Genomic DNA, 16,890 nt, shown 5'->3' with positions numbered 1-16,890 from the left:
GCCTCGACCTGTCGTAACTGCCTACGGCAAGTTTACCAGTGATGACGACCGAAGGGCCGCGATGCCGACCGGGACCCCCTCCTACCGGGACCTGCCCGCCACGGTGTGGGCGCTGGTGCTCGCCCGGGCGGCGAACCGCCTCGGGGCGTTCACCCTGCCCTTCCTCGCGGTGACCCTGGTGCAGGAGTTCGGCGCGACGGTCGCCGAGGCCGGCTACCTCTTCGCGGCGTTCGGCGCGGCGACCATCCCTTCACGGCTGTTCGGTGGACGCCTCGCCGACCGCCTGGGCGCGAAGGTCACGATCGCGGGTGGTCTCGGTGCCACGGCTGCCGCCCAGCTCCTCGTCGCCGCCGCGCCGACCCTCGGCGTGGTGGCGGTCGCGGTCGTCCTGCTCGGTCTCGCCTTCGAGATCTACGAGCCTCCGAGCCAGGCCCTCATCGCCGACAGCACCCCACCCGCCCAGCACACCCAGGCCTACGGCCTGCTCGCCGCCGCGATGGCAGCGGCCGGGATGGGGGCCGGACTGCTGGCCGCGCTCGTCGCCGGCTGGGACCTGCGCCTGCTCTTCGTCGTCGACGCGGCCACCTGCCTCGTGTGCGCGGCCGCCGTCACGCTCCTGCTCCCACGGCGCGACGCCTCCCGGCGGGTCGGTACCGGCGGCGCAGCACCGGCGCGCCCGTGGGCGGACACCGGGCTTCTCGCGCTCGTCGCCGCCGGCACGGTGTTCGCTGTCATCTACCTGCAGATCACCATCGCCCTCCCGCTCACGCTCACGGCGCGGGGCCTGCCTCCAGCGGCCATGGGCATCCTGCTCACGACGTCCGCCGCCACCATCATCGCCGCGCAGCCCCTGCTCACCCGCGTGCGCGCCCTCGCCCGCGCCGACCATCACACGGCCATGGCTGCCGGCTACGTGCTCGTCGCCGCGGGGCTGTTCCTCTATGCCCGCGCCGACACCCTCCTCGTCTTCACGGTCACGACCGTCCTCTGGAGCGTCGGGGACGCGGTGCTCCTCGGCCGGGCCTACGCGCTGGTCGCCGCCGTCGCGCCGCCCGATGCGCGAGGGCGGTACCTGGCCGTCTACGGAGTCAGCTGGGGCCTGGCCGCCGTCGTCGCCCCGCTCGCGGGCACCCAGCTGCTGGCCCGATGGGGGCCCGGCGCCGCGTGGACCACGCTGGCCGTGGCGAGCCTCGCCCTCGCGCTCGCCCAACCGGCCCTCAGGTCCCACCTCGAACGCAGCGGGCCGCGGGCGGGCACGCCCGCGGCGAGCGGAAACCCGTTGGCGTGAGGCGCAGTCCGGGACCAGAGTGGAGCGATGACGAGCAGCGACCTGTGGGACGACGCGAGGGCAGCCCGCTACGACGAGGTGTCCGCGGCGATGTTCCGGCCCGAGGTCCTCGACCCGGTCGTCGACACCCTGGCCGAGCTGGCCGGGAACGGGCGGGCGCTCGAGCTGGCCATCGGGACCGGCCGGGTCGCGATCCCGCTCGCGGCCCGGGGCGTCGATGTCGCGGGCATCGAGCTGTCGCAGCCGATGGTCGACCGCCTCCACGTCACGATGCCCGGCCTCCCCGTCGTCGTCGGCGACATGGCGACGACCGTCGCACCGGGCCGGTTCGCTCTCGTCTACCTCGTGTACAACACGATCGGCAACCTGCGGACCCAGGACGAGCAGTCGCCTGCTTCGCGAACGCCGCCCGCCACCTCGCTCCCGGGGGCCGCTTCGTCGTCGAGGTGGGCGTCCCGCCCCTGCGGCGCCCCCCCAGGGCAGAGCGCGGTGCCCTTCGACCTCTCCGCCGACCACGTGGCCGTCGACACCTACGACGTCGAGACCCAGGAGGCGGTGTCGCACCACTACACCCGCGAGGACGACGGCTCCTTCCGCTACCTGGCGCACCACTACCGCTACGTCTGGCCGGCGGAGCTCGACCTCATGGCCCGCCTCGCCGGGATGACGCTCGAGCGCCGGACCGCGGACTGGCACGGCGCTCCGTTCACGGGTGACAGCACGGCCCACGTGTCGGTGTGGCGCGTCCCGGGCTGAGCCGCTGACCCGACCAGGGCTCCCACGAGGGCTGCCCGCGGGCGCGTCGTGGGCTTGACTGGAGCGATGAGCATGCTCCCCGACCGGAGGCCCTGGTCACGTGTCGCCGCGTTCGTGACCTCGCCGGTGACGCAGACCGAGGCCCTCCAGGTGGTCAAGTCCGTCGTGGCCGCCGTGCTCGCCTGGGTCGTGACCCGTGACGTCCTCGGCCTCGAGCAGGCGTTCCTCGCGCCCTGGGTCGCCCTGCTCACGGTCCATGCGACGGTGCGCCGCTCCGTCCGGCGCGGCGCGGAAACCGTGCTCGCCGTCGGCGTGGGAGTCGTCCTCGCGCTCGGCGTCGTCCAGCTGCTCGGGACGACGTCGTGGGCGCTCGCCCCAGCCCTCCTCGTCGGCCTGGTCCTCGCCCGCCTCCCCTGGGTGCGAGACGAAGGCGTCACCATCGCGACGACGGCGCTGTTCGTCATCACCACGGGCTCCGAGACGTCGGACCAGGCAGCGCTCGCCACCATTCCGGACCGGTTGCTGGCCACCGTGGTCGGCGTCGCCGTGGCCCTGCTCGTCAATGCGGTGGTCCTGCCTCCGCTCGACGACCGGAGCGCCCGCGAGCAGGTCGACGCGGTCGACCGCCGACTCGGGCGGCTGCTCGTCGACATCGCCGACCAGCTGCGCCGCCCCTGGGCGGAGCAGGACGAGGACGACTGGATCGCCCGGACCCGCTCGATCGACGCCGACCTCGACCACGCCTGGTCACTCGTGCGGCACTCGCAGGAGAGCCGGGCCTGGAACCTCCGCGGTCGCCGACACCCCGAGACCGCCCCGCACGCCTATCCCGCGGTCCTCGAGCGGCTCGAGGACGGGGTGGCGCAGGCGCGCAGCATCGCCCGGCACCTGCGGGGTGCCAGCCGGGATGCGCGGGAGTGGGACGACACCTTCCGGGACCGCTACGTCGACCTGTTGGCTCGGGTCGGTCGCGGTGTCGCCGACCCGGACGCCGACGTGGCCGAGGCGCGCGAGGACCTGCGCTCCCTCGTCGCGGACCTGTCCCGGTCCGACCTGCCCGCCCTGATGTGGCCCCTGTACGGCGCCCTCATCGCCGACCTCCAGGCCATTGTCGAGGTCGTCGACGACGTGGCCTCGGCCCGGCCGATCCGCACCTGACGTCCCCGACCTGCAGCCCTGCGCGTCCGGCCCTACGGTGGTCCCCGGCGGCGGAGGGTCCGCCGCAGATCGAGGGGGAGACATCATGAAGCTCACGCGTGCCGCTGGAGCGGCCGTCCTGTCGCTGGCGCTGGGGATGGGGGTCGCTGCGTCGTCGCCGGCGCATGCCGCCGACTTCTGTGCAAGCAAGATCAGCGGGTCGTCGTACTACCAGCGCAGCTTCTCGCACGGCGGCAAGGTCGTCGCGACCATCTGTGCGCCGACCTTCAGCGAGGCCGGGAATGCGTACCTGTACGCCCGGGGTGGGTACGGCAGCGTTCAGAAGTACATGAAGCTCGTCATCCGCACCCGGAACGGCAACTCCGACACCACCGTCAAGGTCGACGGTCAGTACTCGTCCTACGTCTACCGGTACCGCGGTTCGGGAGCCCACGACTACCACGCCGTCATGTTCGACGGGAACGGCAACAAGATCGTCGACGGGTGGGCCCACGACTACGAGTGATCGTCGGACCCAGCACACGCAGAACGCCCGGGCCGATCGGCCCGGGCGTTCTGCGTGCGGCGGTGAGCTCAGCCGAGCGCGCCGGCGGCCGCCACGACGTCGACGAGGCCGTAGCCCTTGTCGAACGAGGTGGTGCCGAGCGGCCCGCTCTCGTAGGGCGCGCCGTCGGTGTACTTGTGCGCCGTCCGCTTCAGCGCCGACTCGACCTGCGCCGGGGTCGCGTTCGGGTTCGCCTGGAACAGCTGGGCGACGATGCCCGCGATGTGCGGGGCGGCCATCGAGGTGCCGCTGATCGTGTTGAAGGTCCCGAGGTCCAGCGGGCCGGGGCCGTTGCGCGGGTCCAGCCCGGTCATGCAGATCGGGAGGTACACCCGGCAGGCGGAGGTGATGTCCTCACCGGGCGCCGAGATGTCCGGGTAGGTCGACTGGTCACCGGCCTTGCCGCGCGAGCTGTAGTCGGACACGGTGCCGTTGCGCGTCCCGGTGTCCTGGTCGTAGTACGACGCGACCGACAGGATCCCGCCGGTCGGGTCCTGACCGGGCGGGTTCGACAGGCTCTCCGAGCCGTCACCGCCGTCGTTGCCGTTGGCCCAGACCGAGACGACGCCCTCCTTCACGAGCGCACGCTGCAGCTTGACCGTCGCGGAGTTCGGGTCGAAGTCGCCGCCGCCGCTCGGGCCGTAGCTGTTGTTCGTCACCTTGATCGGCGGGCAGGTGCTCGCGGGGACGCCGGGGCCACAGGGGGCTGCGTGGTTCTCGAGCACCCAGTTGAGCGCTGCGTCCGCGCCGATGATGAACAGGACCGCACCCGTCGAGACCGAGACGAGCTTGGCGCCGGGGGCCGCGCCCTGGAGCGTGCCACCGTCGGTGAGCGTCGTCGGGTTGCCCGCGACGATGCCGCTCACGTGGGTGCCGTGGCCCCCGCCGGAGAGCGTGTCGGTGTCGACCGATCCGGGGACGCGCTGGACGGTGCACACGGTCTCGGTCAGCGGCTCGCACACCGTCTTGAGGTTGGCCACGACAGCGCTGGAGCCGTCGGCCTCGCGGAAGTACGGGTGGGTCGGGTCGACGCCGGAGTCGATGACGGCGACGCTGACGCCGTTGCCGGTCAGCGGCTTGCCGTCGGCCCCGGTGAGGGTCTGGGCGGCCTCAAGCCCGCGGGTGGCCTTGTTCGAGGTCTCCTGGAAGAGCTCGATGGGGGCGTTGCCCTCGACGTAGGTAACCCCGTCCTGGGCGCGGACCTCCTGGATCTGCTGCGCGGTGCCGAGGGCGCCGACGACGCCGATCTTCTCGAACGCGAACTTGCGGGTCATCCCTGCCTCGGCGACGGCGTCCTCGGCATCGGCCAGGGTGGCGCCGTGGACCATGACGATCGCCTGGCCTGCCCCGGTGAGTGAGCCGAGGGTGCCCGAGAGGTGCGTGGAGACCGGGGCGAGGTCGGCGCCGGCACTGGCGGTCAGGGGTGTGGTGAGCCCGGCGGCGGCCGCGAGGATCGCGGCGCCGACGGCGGTTGTGGGCTTGAGTCGCACGGTGGTGTTCCTCCGTCACCCCGTCGCGTGTGGTGCGTGAGTGGCCGGGTCGGTCGGTCCACGGGGTGTCTGGACCGGGGACGATAGGCGCGCGCTCGGGGCCCGCGGGGGTATCGGTTCACGGTGCCACGGGGAATGTACGGAACTTTTACCCGGGGCCGACCAGCACCGGGGACGAGCCTTACCCGGGGGTAGCCCCCGAGGTGTCCGCACCGTGGAGTGACCGACGGGACGGGTGGGCTGGGCGGGCTCCGTGGGGCCGGAGGTTCGTCAAGTAAAGGTAAAGGTCCGGTCAAGTGGCTCGAATTCCATCGGCCGAATGGTCGATCGCCCCCCGGATCGTCTGCGACCCCGCTCCCCGTCTGTGGAAAGTGGGGGGATGCAGGACGAACCGAAGGTGCAGCTGACGCGGGTGGAGCGTCGCCGGGCCATGTACCCGTCGCGCCGACCCCGCACGTCCCACCCCAAGCGACCCGGAAAGACCCGACCGGCCCCGGGGGGCTCGGTGACCAGCCGGAGCGCCCGGCGCACGACGGTGGTGAAGAGCCGCCACCGGCGGCACCGGGTCCTGTGGATCTCCGCCCTGGCCACCGTCGGGATCGTGGCGACGAGCGGCGCCGCGCTCTCGCTGACGGGCATGTCGGCCGCAGACGTTCCGGGGGCAGCCATGCGGGCCGTGGGATGGTCCGCGGCGGCGCCGCAGGCCATCGACGGCGTCCACAGCATCACGGCGTCGCGCACGGTGGCCCCGAGCGGGGCCGTCGCGGCGGCCAAGCCGTCCAGCGCGACCCCGCGCACCGAGCCCAGCCCCACCAGCGCCCCCGCGACGCGGCCCACGGGCGCGAGCGCCCCGGCGACGTCCGGCGGGTCCAGCCGCACGGCCGCCCCGTCGCCGGACCGGACCAGCACCGGCGGTGCCACGTCGAACGCGAAGCCCACGTCCTCCGACCCGGCCACGACGAAGGCCAAGGCCAAGCCCAAGGCCAAGGACGGGGCCAAGGCCGACGACGGGTCGTCGTCGACGGCCACGACCTCCGACCTCTGCGTCGACTACCTCCAGGGTTCGCTCGACACGTCGTCCCTGGGGTACCGCAAGCTCGTGGCCTCGGCGAACGGCTCGGACCTCGACATGTGGTGCACGGACCGGGTCGGAGACCTCAAGAGCATCCTCGCCGTCCCGGCCCTGTAACCGCCCGGCTCAGGCGAGGGGCAGCTCCAGCCCGTCGCCGAACCGGAAGAGGGCCTCGACCCCGAAGCCCGGGACGTCCTCCGGGTGGCGCCGCACGGCCTCCATGGACCGGGGGAGGTCGAACGGGAGCCGTCCCCGCGGTGGGGTCAGGCCGGTCAGCGCATCGAGAAGCGCGACCGGGCTGCTGCCGTACGTCGCCGTGATCGCGGCGCACACCGGCACGAGCGGGGTGAGGATGGCCGGCCGGTCGAGCGAGAGGTCGAGGACGACCGGGCAGAGCGCCGCGATCCGCTCGATCCGGGTGACGAGCCCAGGCGGGAAGTCCAGGGAGCCCTGGTGGAACCACGCCTCGAGGAAGAGGTCGTCGCGGTGCTCGAAGGGCGCCGCCAGCCGCACGAGCGCCACGTCCGCCTGCTCCGGTGACGCGACGGCCCGCAGCCCGGCCTCCGTCAGGGCGTCGTGGCCGACGCCTTCCGCGTAGACGCGCGTCCCGGGGCGCAGCGGAAGGACGGGGGCTCCGCGGCCGCCGGGTGCCTCGTTGCGCAGCACCGTCACCGACCCGGCCTGGGCCTCGTGACCGGCGCGACGGAACTCCTCGTTGCCGAGCGTCGCGACCGCGACGTCCTCGTCGACGAAGGGGTTCTCGAACAGGCCGAGCCGGAACTTCACCCGGAGCAGGCGACGGGCCGACTCGTCGATCCGGGCCTCCGGCACGCGTCCGCGGCGGACGAGGTCGAGGAGCAGGTCGACGCACTCCTCCCCCCCGAACTGGTCGGCCCCGGCCTCCAGGATCAGCTCCATCCGCCCGCTGGGGTCGAGGTGCTCGACACCCCAGGCCCGCGCGGGGAGCACCTGGTCGCCGACATGGTTGTCGTTGACGAGCTCCCAGTCGGTGAGGACGACACCGTCGAATCCGAGCTTCTCGCGGAGCAGCCCGGTGACGACCTGCCGGTTGTAGCCGAAGCCGACCTGCTCGATGGGCTCGCCGTCGACCTCGAGCCCGACCGGCATCCCGTAGTACGGCATGATCGCCGCGGTCCCGGCCGCGATCGCCCGTGGGAACGGCGCGAGGTGGTCGGCGAACCGGCCCCCCGGGTAGACCTGTTCACGCCCGTACGGGAAGTGGGCGTCCTCGCCGTCCTGCTGCGGGCCGCCGCCGGGGAAGTGCTTCGTCACGCACGAGACGGCGTCCGGGCCGAGGTCGGCGGAGCCCTGGAAGCCCTCGAGGTAGGCCACCCCGAGGTCGCCAGCGAGGGCCGGGTCCTGCCCAAAGGTGCCCGCCTGCCGGGCCCACCGGGGCTCGGTCGCGAGGTCCAGGGTGGGGTGCAGCGCCGCCCGGATGCCGACGGCGCGGTACTCCCGCCGGGCGATGTCGGCGAAGCGGCGGACGAGGTCCACGTCGCGCAGCGCCGCGAGCCCGAGCGGCTCGGGCCACTGCGAGAACGACCCCGCGGCGAACGAGACGCCGGCGTTCTCGATGAAGGCGTGCCGCGGGTCGGTGCTGACCGTCACGGGGATGCCGTGCGGGGTGCGCTCGGCGAGCCGCTGGAGGGCGTTGCTCCACCGTGCCGCCTGCCGGGCGTCCCGCAGCTCGTGGACGTTGAAGTGCGACAGGTGCTTGCGCAGCACGACGTCGCTCGTGGGGGACTTGCTGATCTTGCCCGGTGTCTCGAGCACCCCGCCGTCGGCGCCCGCCTCGATGACGGTGTGGAACATCAGGCCGACCTTCTCCTCGAGGGAGAGCCGCCCGAGGAGGTCCTCGACGCGCTCCTCCACGGGTCGGCGCGGATCCTCGTAGGGGTCCAGGACGCCGTTGCCGTTGAGGTCGCGCCAGGCCGGCGTGTCACCGGTCGCGGGGTGGGCGACGGCGGGGGACATCTCGGGTGCGGACGAGGCGCTCATGCGATGCCCGCCCCGAACTCCTCGAGCCCGATGACCGGGCGCAGGGCGGCCTCGACGTCGGGGGTGCTGAAGGCGCGGCGGAGCATGTCCTTGCCGAGGACGTTGCCGAGGGCACCCATGACCATGGCCTGGTCGAGCGAGAGGTAGCGACGGGCGATGGTGCCCGAGCCGACCGCGACGGCGTCGAAGAAGCCGCCCTTGCCGTAGGCGCCGAGCTGCTGCTCGATCCGCAGCAGGTTGGCGGTGGCCTCGCCACGCTCGACCATCATCGCGAGGAAGGAGGCGTGCGGGGTGACGACACCGTCGCCGTACTCGGGGGTCGGGTTGGTGCCTTCGCGGCAGTCGCCGAACCCGGCGTCGTAGTTGGTGCTCTCCCGGTCGGAGAAGTAGCCCTCGGGGTTCATGCCCAGAGCGTCGACGCCGTACTCCCGGTAGTTGGCGAACGGGTCGCTCGCCGGGGAGAAGCCCCAGTAGCCGTATCCGGCCTCCTCCATGCCGTGCTCGCGCTCGGCCCGGACGTGGAGGGGGTGGTTGACGCCCCAGCTGCGGGGTGCCCAGGTCTCCTCCGGGACGAACACGGCGGGCATCAGCTCCTCGAACATGCTGCCGCCCCAGCCGGGGACGATGTGCATGCCGCGGTAGGTGTAGGCGCCCTCGTACACATCCACCCCGAGGTAGGTGCGGGTCTCCCCGACCGGCTGCATCTCGGGCCAGGCCCAGTCGCAGCTCGCGGGGAACGTGCGCCAGGGGGCGAAGTAGTGCTTGCCGGGCACCTGCCCGGTGAGGATCCCGAGGTAGCTCGTGATGCGGGTCTCGGAGACGATCGTGTCGTAGTGGTGGGTGGTGAGCCAGACGTCCTCGCCGCCGATGTGGGTGCCGCGGTAGACCCCGCCGGGACGCTCGTGGTCGAAGACGAAGAACCCACCGTGCATGAGCCCGCCGGTGCGCACCATGGGGTGGCCGTCGGCGCCGTCGCCGGGGTTGTAGAAGGCGTCCCAGCGCATCCGCTCGAACAGTGCCTTCGCCCGCGGACCGGCGACGCGGTCGGCCGTGCTCACGACGAGCAGGGCCGCGCCCAGCCAGCCGCTGTCGACGCTGGAGACGAACGGGTGGACCGTGGCCCCGGTGCCGGGCCAGGAGCGGATCGCGTCACCGGTGGCCTCGTCGTACCAGTTGTAGAACATGCCGCTCGGCTCGTGGTGCTCCATTCCCTCGAGGGTCTGGATCGTCCGCAGCATCCGCCGGCTGGCGTCGGCGGGCGAGATGATGCCGAGCTCGCGGGCGACGACGGTCGACCACAGGTAGCCACCGATGTTCGTCGGGGAGGTGTAGCCGGACCGGTCGCCCGGGGCGAGGGACTCGGGGATGTTGTCGGCGGGCAGGCCGGTGGCCGGCACGGTCATCGCGTCGAGGCTGTGCCAGGTGTCCCTCGCCCAGCGGTGGAGCCGGGAGTTCGGGACGCCGCGCGCGGGCGCCACGGCCGCGGCTGCCTGCGGGGCGGCGCCGAGGCCCACGAGGGCGGCGGCGCCCCCGAGGATCACCTGTCGGCGGGCTGCGGTGGGGATGGTGAGGTCGGTCATGGTCGGTCTCCGTTCGTCGGTGTCGCCGGGCGGCGACCCGTGGCGGTCGGGTGTGCGTGCAGTGCTGTGGGCTACTTGATGCCGGTCGTGGCGATGCCCTCGATGACGCGTCGCTGGAACGCGAGGAACACCATGAGGACCGGGATCACCACGACGGTGGCGCCGGCGAGGAGCAGCCCGTAGTTCGTGGCGTTCTGGCCCTTGGAGTACAGGGCGAGCGCCACCGGGAGGGTGTAGGTGTCCTCGGTCTGGGCCACGACGAGGGGCCAGAGGAAGTTGTTCCAGCTGCCGAGGAAGGTGAGGATGCCGAGGGTCGCCAGCGCGGGCCCGCACAGCGGCAGGATGATCTTGGCGAAGATGCGCAGCTCCCCCGCACCGTCGACCCGGCCCGCGTCGAGCAGGTCCCGCGGCAGGCCGAGGATGAACTGCCGCATGAGGAACACCCCGAACGGGGCGGCCAGGAAGGGCAGCATCAGGCCCGGGAGGGTGTCGATGAGGCCGGCGTTGGCCACGAGGACGAACAGCGGCACGAAGGTGACGACCCCGGGGATGAGGAGGGTGCCCATGACGAGGCCGAACAGGGCGCGCTTCCCCCGGAACTCCAGCATCGCCAGGGCGTAGCCCAGCATCGAGCAGAAGAGCAGGTTGCCCGCCGTGACGACGACGGCGACGACGGTCGAGTTGAAGAAGTACGTCCCGAAGTCGAGGCGGGAGAACAGCTGGGTGTAGTTGTCGAGTGTGGCGGTCTCGGGCAGCCATGTCGGGGGGCTCTGGCGCAGCTCGGCAGTGGTCTTGAAGCTGCCGAGCACCATCCAGACGAACGGGGCGGCCACGACGACGACCGCGAGGGAGAGCAGGACGTACAGCCACCACTTGCCGGGGTTCTTGGCGTTCACGGTGTGCTCACCCCTTCTCGCGCAGCGCGCGGAACTGGAGGGCCGTGACGAGCGCCACGACGACGAAGATGAGGTAGCTGAGCGAGGCGGCGTAGGCGTAGTTGCCGAACCCGAACTGCCGGTAGGTGTAGAGCGACATCGACACCGTGCTGTCGAGCGGGCCGCCGTTCGTCATGACGAAGGGCTCCTCGAAGAACTGGAGGTAGCCGATCATCGTCGTGACGGAGACGAAGAGGATCGTCGGCTTCATGAGCGGCAGGGTGATGTGCCGGAACCGCTGCCAGGCGTTGGCCCCGTCGATGGCCGCGGCCTCGTGCAGGGCCCACGGCACCGCCTGGAGGCCGGCGAGGAAGATGATCATGCCGGTACCGAAGTTGCGCCAGGCCGCCATCATGATGAGCGCCGGCATCGACCAGTCGGGGTCGCCGAGCCAGTTGGGCCCCGTGATGCCGACCCAGCCGAGGACGGTGTTGATGAGCCCGAACTCGCGCTGGAGCAGGAACTGCCAGACGACTGCGACGGCGACGATCGAGGTGACGACGGGGGTGTAGAAGCCCAGCCGGAACGCCGACCGGAACCGGGTGATCCCGCGGTCGAGGGCGACCGCGGCCGCCAGCGCCAGCGTCAGCGTCAGCGGGACGCCGACGACGACGAAGTACGCGGTGTTGCGTGCGGCCCGCAGGAAGTTCTCGTCGGTCAGCGCCCGGGCGTAGTTCTCCAGGCCCACGAAGTCGACGGCGAGCGGGGTGCGCAGGTCCTGGGCGCGGGTGTCCGTGACGCTCATGAAGAGCGACTGGAGCACCGGCCAGACCGTGAACACGAGGAACAGCAGGACGAACGGCAGGGCGAGCACCCAGGCCGCCCGCCCCTCCCGGAGGCCCGTGCGAGGACGAGCCTTCCGGGAGGGGAGCTGCTCGCGGCGCGCGGTGTCCGCGCCGTCGGTGAGGGTGGACATGTCAGTTGCCGGTGCCGATCGACTCGGCCTGCGACTGCACGGTCTCGAGAGCGGCCGCCGGGTCGGCGCCGGTCTTGGTGACCTTCTCCATCTCGGTGTCGAAGGTGCTCACGACCTGCTCCCACGTCGAGAACGACGGCGGGGCCTGGGCGGTCTCGAGCTGCTTGCCGAAGACGGCGAGCTTGCTGTCGTCGGCCAGGGCCGGGTCCTGCCAGGCGCTCTTCACGGACGGGAGGTCGGTGGAGACCCCGTACCAGTCGACCTGGGTCTCGGGCTCGGCGAGCCACTGCACGAACTTCCAGGCGGAGTCACGGTTCTCGGTGTTCTTGAAGACGACGAGGTTGGAGCCGCCGACGAACGACGACGACTGGGTGTCGGCCGGGATCTGCATGACGTCGTACTTGTCCTCGAAGCCCTCGCCGCCGGCCTTCTCGACGGCGGACATCATCCAGGGGCCGGAGATGAACATCGGCACCTTGCCGCTGGCGAAGTCGGGCTCGGTCGTGGGGGTGGCCGGCGCGGCCTTGTCGGCGATGCCCTCGGTGAAGAAGGACTGGTAGTACTGCGCCGCCTTGAGGAGCTCGGGGCTGTCGAAGTTGTAGGCCTCGCCGCCGTCCTTGGTCAGGTCGGCGCCGGCCGACCAGGCGAACGGCATGACCGACTGCCAGGAGCCGACGCCGCCGGCCTGCAGCCCGATGCCGTACTTGGCGCCCGCCTTGTCCTGCATCGCCTTGGCCATGTCCTTCAGGCCGGCCCAGTCGGTCGGCGGGGTCGTGATGCCCGCCTTCTCGGCGAGGTCGGTGCGGTAGTAGACGAGGCGCGTCTCCACGTACCAGGGGATGCCGTACGAGGTGCCGCCCACCTCGGTGGTCTTCTGGGCGCCGTCGAAGAAGACGGACGTGTCGATCTCGCCGGGGGTGGGGTCGAGCGCGTCCATGCCGGCGAACTCGCCCATCCAGGTCGTGCCGACCATGGCCACGTCGGGGGTCTTGTTCGCGGTGATCGCGGTGGTGAACTTGTCGTGGGCGGCGTCCCAGGGGATGGCGGTGACCTCGACCTTGGCCCCGGGGTTGGCGGCCTCGAACTCCTTGGTGATCTCGGGCAGCTTCTCGCCCTCGGCGCCCATGGCCCACACGGTGATGGTCCCGGTCGCCTTGCCGTCGGCCACGGCGGCGCCGGTCGCCGCCGCTGCGTCCTCGGTGGTGTCGCTGCGGCCGCACGCGCTCACGGTCAGGGCCAGGGTGGCCACGAGGGCCAGGGATGTCGTCGACGTTCTTCTCATGGTGGTGCTCTCTTCCTTGCGGGGTGGGATGGGGGACGGGCAGGTGTGGGGGGGTGGGTCGGACCGATGGGTCAGGTGGCCCGCTGGTCCGGGTGGCCGGGCTCCGGGCAGCCGCAGGACCCGCGGATGACGACGCGAGTGGCGAGGACGCTCTCGTCCTGCGGGCCGGTGGCGCCGGTGACCCGCTCGTGCAGGCGGCGCGCGACGAGGCCGCCCAGCTCGCGGACCGGCTGGCGCACCGTCGTGAGCCCGGGCCGGACGTAGCGGGCGGCCATCACGTCGTCCCAGCCGGTGACGGCGACGTCCGCGGGGACGCCGACCCCGGCGCCGGCGAGCCGGGTGGTGAGGGCGAGCGCGATCTCGTCGTTCGCACAGACGACGGCGTCGGCGGGCATCCCGTCGGCCAGCAGCCGCTCGGCCGCACGGACGCCGTCCGCCTCGCGGAGCCCACCGCGCAGCGGGTCGGGGACGGCGATGCCGCGCTCCTGGAGCACGCCGCGGAAGCCCTCGAAGCGCTGCCGGACGTCGGGGGCGATGTCGGGGTCCCCGACGAACACCGGGCGGGTGCGGCCGTGGGCGTCGAGGAGATGGGCGGTGAGCGCGGCGCTGCTCGTCGTGTTCTCGGCCGCGAGCCGGTCGACCCCCGGGGTCTCGGCCCCTGCGACGACGAGGAGAGGCTTCTGGCGGGCGATCCGACGCAGGGCGCCGTCGTCGACCACCCCACCGAGGACGGCGATGCCGTCGACCGTGGCGGCGAGGCGGGCGAACCGGTCGGCGTCGAGGGTGCCACCGTGCTCGGCGAGGGACAGCACGACGCTGAGCCGATGCTCGGCGGCGGCCTCCTCGAAGCCCATGAGCAGCTCGGAGAAGTAGGGCCCGCTCAGCTCGGGAAGGACCAGGCCGAGGGCCTCGTGCTGGCGCACGGCGAGGCTGCGGGCGGCCGCCGTCGGCATGTAGTCGAGCCGTTCGATGGCGTCGAGGACCTTGGTGCGGGTGCGCTCGGACACCGCTCCGGTCCCCTGGATGACCCGGGACACGGTGGCGATGGAGACACCGGCGGCGTCGGCGACCGAGTAGATCGTCGCCCCCGCGGGCGTTCGAGCGGCATGGGTGGCCATGTCCGCGCCACCTCCTTGTAAGCGCTTACAGAACGTTGTAAGGGCTTACAGTGCCACGCGCCGACGGTGGCCGGGGGTTTGGTGACGGACGGGTTTTCTGCGGCGCCCCGTCGCGGGTCGCCCGGGTCAGTGCGAGCGGACGTGCACGTCCTGCTCGCCCGTCGCGCGTTCGATGTCGCGCTCGGCGTCCGCGACGATCCGGTCTGCCAGGCGGTGCAGCGCCCGGGCGACGGCGACCTCGTCGCCGATATGGGGGTCGGGTGCATCCGCCGCCGACCGGTGGCTCGTGGCCCGTGCCGTCAGGGCCCCGGCGGAGTCGGCGAGCAGCGCCACGGTCGCGGTCGTGTCGTCGCCGCGCTCGAAGAGGGTGACCCGCACGCTCCACTGCCGCATCGACCCGAGCTCGGGGCGGGCGACGACCCCGGAGTGTTCCTCTTCCGTTCCCGACTCGACCCGCAGCACCGACCCGGGCCCGGGGAAGATCGTGCTGGTCCGTCCGTCGTCCCAGCGGACGCTGTAGGGCGGTGCGCCGTCCGCGCCGGTCTCGACGACCTCACCTGCACGGACCGGGTCGTCGACCTGTTCGCCGGCGAGGACGATGTGGTCTCCGCGTCGTGCCTGCATGGCAGCCTCCTGGGCTCCTCGTCACCGGGTCCCTGAGCGCCGAGGCGGTGGCGACGGCCGACGGCGCCCACCTCGATCATCGCCCGGACCGAGGGCGCCACGCCAGAGGAGCCGGTTGTGGTCTCGCTCGCTCCGTGCCCGGCAACCGGCTGATGGGCTTCCGACATGCGCCGTTCCCGCGCGCCCTCTGTCGCCCGGGCACCCGGGGACGCCAGACTGGGGCATGGCCACGCCCTACACCGTCCGCCGCGAGACGATCGTCCTCGCCCCGCCGAGCCGGATCCACGACCTCATCGACGACTTCCATGCCTGGCCGCGCTGGTCCCCGTGGGAGGACCTCGACCCCCACCTGCAGCGCACCTACTCGGGCGCCGAGCGCGGCGTGGGGGCCAAGTACGCCTGGGACGGCAACCGCAAGGCCGGCCGGGGCACGATGGAGATCACCGGCGACGAGCCCCAGCGCGTCGACCTCGCGCTCACCTTCGAGAAGCCGTTCCCGGCGAGGTCCCGCGTCGAGTTCGTCCTCACCCCCCAGGACGGCGAGACGCCCGAGACCCACGTCGAGTGGCTCATGCACGGGGAGCTGTCGACGGCGATGCGGCTGTTCTCGCTGGTGAAGCCGATGGAGGAGCTCATCGGTCCCGACCTCGAGAAGGGCCTCGCCCAGCTCAAGGCCGAGGCCGAGGCCGACGCCTGAGCGGACCGCGGCTCGGACGGGCCCGGGTCGGCTCGGGACATACCGAGCCGGATTGCTAGGTTCTGCGTCGTGCCGACCGCCGCCGCCACTCAACCCCGCCCGAGGTCGTGCTGACCGTGGGGCGCCATGCTCACGGGGCCGGGACCGCACCGGGGGCCACCGCGCCTGATGACCTGCCGCCCACCCCCATGGTGACGCGGGTCGTCGTCGTCATCCTCGTCATCCTGACGGCAGCGGCCACCGCTGTCGGTCTCGTGGTGCTCTGGCCGGAGGGGAGCATCCCCAAGAACCCCAACCTCGACTACGCCGTGGCCGGTGCCACGTTCCCGCAGGGCACGGTCGTGTCGCTCACCGAACCGTGCCCGGCGGTCGCCCCCGACTCGGTCGACGGTGGTCCCGCCGGCGCCCCCGACTGCGGACAGCTCGTGACGCGGCTGGAGGACGGGTCGACCCAGGTCGTGCGGATCCAGCCGGAGGTCTCGCGGTCGGGTCTGCGCGCCGGTGACACCGTCACGCTGCTCAAGCTCCCCGACGAGTCGGCCGGCGATGCGGCGACCCAGGGCGCCATTCTCGACAGCGCCTACTCGTACGCGGGCGTCGACCGTGATCCGCCGCTGCTCGTCCTCACCGCCATCTTCGTCGTGCTCGTGCTCATCGTCGCGCGGTGGCGTGGGCTGGCGGCCCTCGTCAGCCTCGGGCTCGGCGGTTTCATCCTGCTGGGCTTCGTCGCCCCGGCCCTGCTCCAGGGGGCACCTCCGGTCGCGGTGGGGCTCACCGCGTCCGGTGCCACGATGCTCGTCGTCCTCTATCTCACCCACGGGCTCAGCCTGCGCACGTCGACCGCCCTCCTGGGCACCGTGGTGGGCCTCGCCCTGACGGCGGTCGCCGGTGTCCTCGGATCCGACGCGGCCCGGCTCACCGGCGTCGGTGACGAGAACGGCGGCCTGCTCCAGGCCCTGGCCGCCGACGTCCACCTGCATGATCTCGTCGCCTGTGGCGTGCTCATCGCGGCGTTCGGTGTGCTCAACGACGTGACGATCAGCCAGACCTCGGCCGTGTGGGAGCTGCGCGCCGCCGACCCCGCCCGCAGCCGCGCCGCACTCTTCGCGTCGGCGATGCGGATCGGACGTGACCACCTGGCCTCGACCGTGTACACCATCGTCTTCGCGTATGCCGGTGCTGCGCTGCCGATCCTGCTGCTCATCGCGCTGTCCGGCCAGGGCGTGGACACCCTGTTCCTCTCCGAGGACATCTCGGCCGAGGTGGTCCGCACCCTGGCCAGCGCGGTCGGGCTCGTGCTCGCGATCCCCGCGACGACCGCGGTCGCGGTCATCGTCGCCCCTCCGCCGCGGACGACGCCCGCGGAGGCCATGCTGGTGCCGCGGGGCGCGCTGTGATGGGATCAGCGCGG

At 72.4% G+C, this 16,890-nt stretch carries 15 protein-coding genes; 7 read left to right on the top strand and 8 right to left on the bottom strand.

Translation table 11 applies throughout. From position 1 onward, the window contains the following. The first annotated feature begins 61 nt into the window (after nucleotides 1-61). From Q0963_RS07655 to Q0963_RS07640, 4 genes are all read left to right on the top strand, one after another. Nucleotides 62-1,288 (top strand): MFS transporter, encoded by a 1,227-nt coding sequence (locus Q0963_RS07655; RefSeq protein WP_299444820.1) that lies wholly within the window; start codon nucleotides 62-64, stop codon nucleotides 1,286-1,288. Between the two features lie 27 nt (nucleotides 1,289-1,315). Further along, entirely contained in the window at nucleotides 1,316-2,044 is a 729-nt protein-coding gene (locus Q0963_RS07650; RefSeq protein WP_367180038.1) for a methyltransferase domain-containing protein, read from the top strand. Between the two features lie 66 nt (nucleotides 2,045-2,110). After that, complete coding sequence (locus Q0963_RS07645; RefSeq protein ID WP_299444819.1) at nucleotides 2,111-3,202, top strand: aromatic acid exporter family protein; 1,092 nt, start codon at nucleotides 2,111-2,113, stop codon at nucleotides 3,200-3,202. Between the two features lie 85 nt (nucleotides 3,203-3,287). After that, on the top strand, nucleotides 3,288-3,707 hold the full coding sequence (locus Q0963_RS07640; RefSeq protein WP_299444818.1) for a hypothetical protein: 420 nt from the start codon (nucleotides 3,288-3,290) through the stop codon (nucleotides 3,705-3,707). Nucleotides 3,708-3,775: 68 nt separating this feature from the next. Here Q0963_RS07640 and Q0963_RS07635 read toward each other — a convergent pair whose 3' ends face one another. Then, nucleotides 3,776-5,236, bottom strand: a complete 1,461-nt coding sequence (locus Q0963_RS07635; RefSeq protein ID WP_299444817.1) for a S8 family serine peptidase — start codon at nucleotides 5,234-5,236, stop codon at nucleotides 3,776-3,778. 505 nt (nucleotides 5,237-5,741) lie between these two features. Between Q0963_RS07635 and Q0963_RS07630 the strand changes: the two genes are divergently transcribed. Further along, entirely contained in the window at nucleotides 5,742-6,425 is a 684-nt protein-coding gene (locus tag Q0963_RS07630; RefSeq protein ID WP_299444816.1) for a hypothetical protein, read from the top strand. A gap of 9 nt (nucleotides 6,426-6,434) precedes the next feature. Here Q0963_RS07630 and Q0963_RS07625 read toward each other — a convergent pair whose 3' ends face one another. The 7 genes from Q0963_RS07625 to Q0963_RS07595 all read right to left on the bottom strand — a co-directional run bounded on the left by Q0963_RS07625 (nucleotide 6,435) and on the right by Q0963_RS07595 (nucleotide 14,782). Beyond that, nucleotides 6,435-8,303, bottom strand: coding sequence for a glycoside hydrolase family 3 protein (locus Q0963_RS07625; protein WP_299445002.1), 1,869 nt, complete (start codon nucleotides 8,301-8,303; stop codon nucleotides 6,435-6,437). Nucleotides 8,304-8,323: 20 nt separating this feature from the next. Then, the gene (locus Q0963_RS07620; RefSeq protein WP_299444815.1) at nucleotides 8,324-9,907 is read right to left on the bottom strand and encodes a glucoamylase family protein; all 1,584 of its coding nucleotides are present in this window, start codon (nucleotides 9,905-9,907) and stop codon (nucleotides 8,324-8,326) included. Between the two features lie 71 nt (nucleotides 9,908-9,978). Beyond that, nucleotides 9,979-10,803 carry a carbohydrate ABC transporter permease gene (locus tag Q0963_RS07615; protein WP_299444814.1) on the bottom strand — a complete coding sequence of 275 codons (825 nt, stop codon included), beginning with the start codon at nucleotides 10,801-10,803 and terminating at the stop codon, nucleotides 9,979-9,981. A gap of 7 nt (nucleotides 10,804-10,810) precedes the next feature. Further along, a complete protein-coding gene (locus tag Q0963_RS07610; RefSeq protein ID WP_299444813.1) occupies nucleotides 10,811-11,758 on the bottom strand; it encodes a carbohydrate ABC transporter permease in 948 nt (315 codons plus the stop codon). Between the two features lies 1 nt (nucleotide 11,759). Beyond that, nucleotides 11,760-13,040 carry a sugar ABC transporter substrate-binding protein gene (locus Q0963_RS07605; protein WP_299444812.1) on the bottom strand — a complete coding sequence of 427 codons (1,281 nt, stop codon included), beginning with the start codon at nucleotides 13,038-13,040 and terminating at the stop codon, nucleotides 11,760-11,762. Between the two features lie 71 nt (nucleotides 13,041-13,111). Further along, nucleotides 13,112-14,158 carry a LacI family DNA-binding transcriptional regulator gene (locus Q0963_RS07600; RefSeq protein WP_299444811.1) on the bottom strand — a complete coding sequence of 349 codons (1,047 nt, stop codon included), beginning with the start codon at nucleotides 14,156-14,158 and terminating at the stop codon, nucleotides 13,112-13,114. Between the two features lie 126 nt (nucleotides 14,159-14,284). After that, complete coding sequence (locus tag Q0963_RS07595) at nucleotides 14,285-14,782, bottom strand: dsRBD fold-containing protein (RefSeq protein WP_299444810.1); 498 nt, start codon at nucleotides 14,780-14,782, stop codon at nucleotides 14,285-14,287. Nucleotides 14,783-15,005: 223 nt separating this feature from the next. Between Q0963_RS07595 and Q0963_RS07590 the strand changes: the two genes are divergently transcribed. Together Q0963_RS07590 and Q0963_RS07585 are read left to right on the top strand one after the other, a co-directional pair. Then, nucleotides 15,006-15,479: an SRPBCC family protein gene (locus Q0963_RS07590; RefSeq protein WP_299444809.1), complete on the top strand. Its 474-nt coding sequence runs from the start codon at nucleotides 15,006-15,008 to the stop codon at nucleotides 15,477-15,479. 188 nt (nucleotides 15,480-15,667) lie between these two features. After that, nucleotides 15,668-16,876 carry a YibE/F family protein gene (locus tag Q0963_RS07585; RefSeq protein ID WP_299444808.1) on the top strand — a complete coding sequence of 403 codons (1,209 nt, stop codon included), beginning with the start codon at nucleotides 15,668-15,670 and terminating at the stop codon, nucleotides 16,874-16,876. Nucleotides 16,877-16,890 lie beyond the last annotated feature (14 nt).

It is taken from the genome of uncultured Phycicoccus sp., assembly GCF_947495705.1.
Lineage (GTDB): Bacteria > Actinomycetota > Actinomycetes > Actinomycetales > Dermatophilaceae > Phycicoccus.
This window is presented reverse-complemented; position numbering and strand designations above follow the sequence as displayed.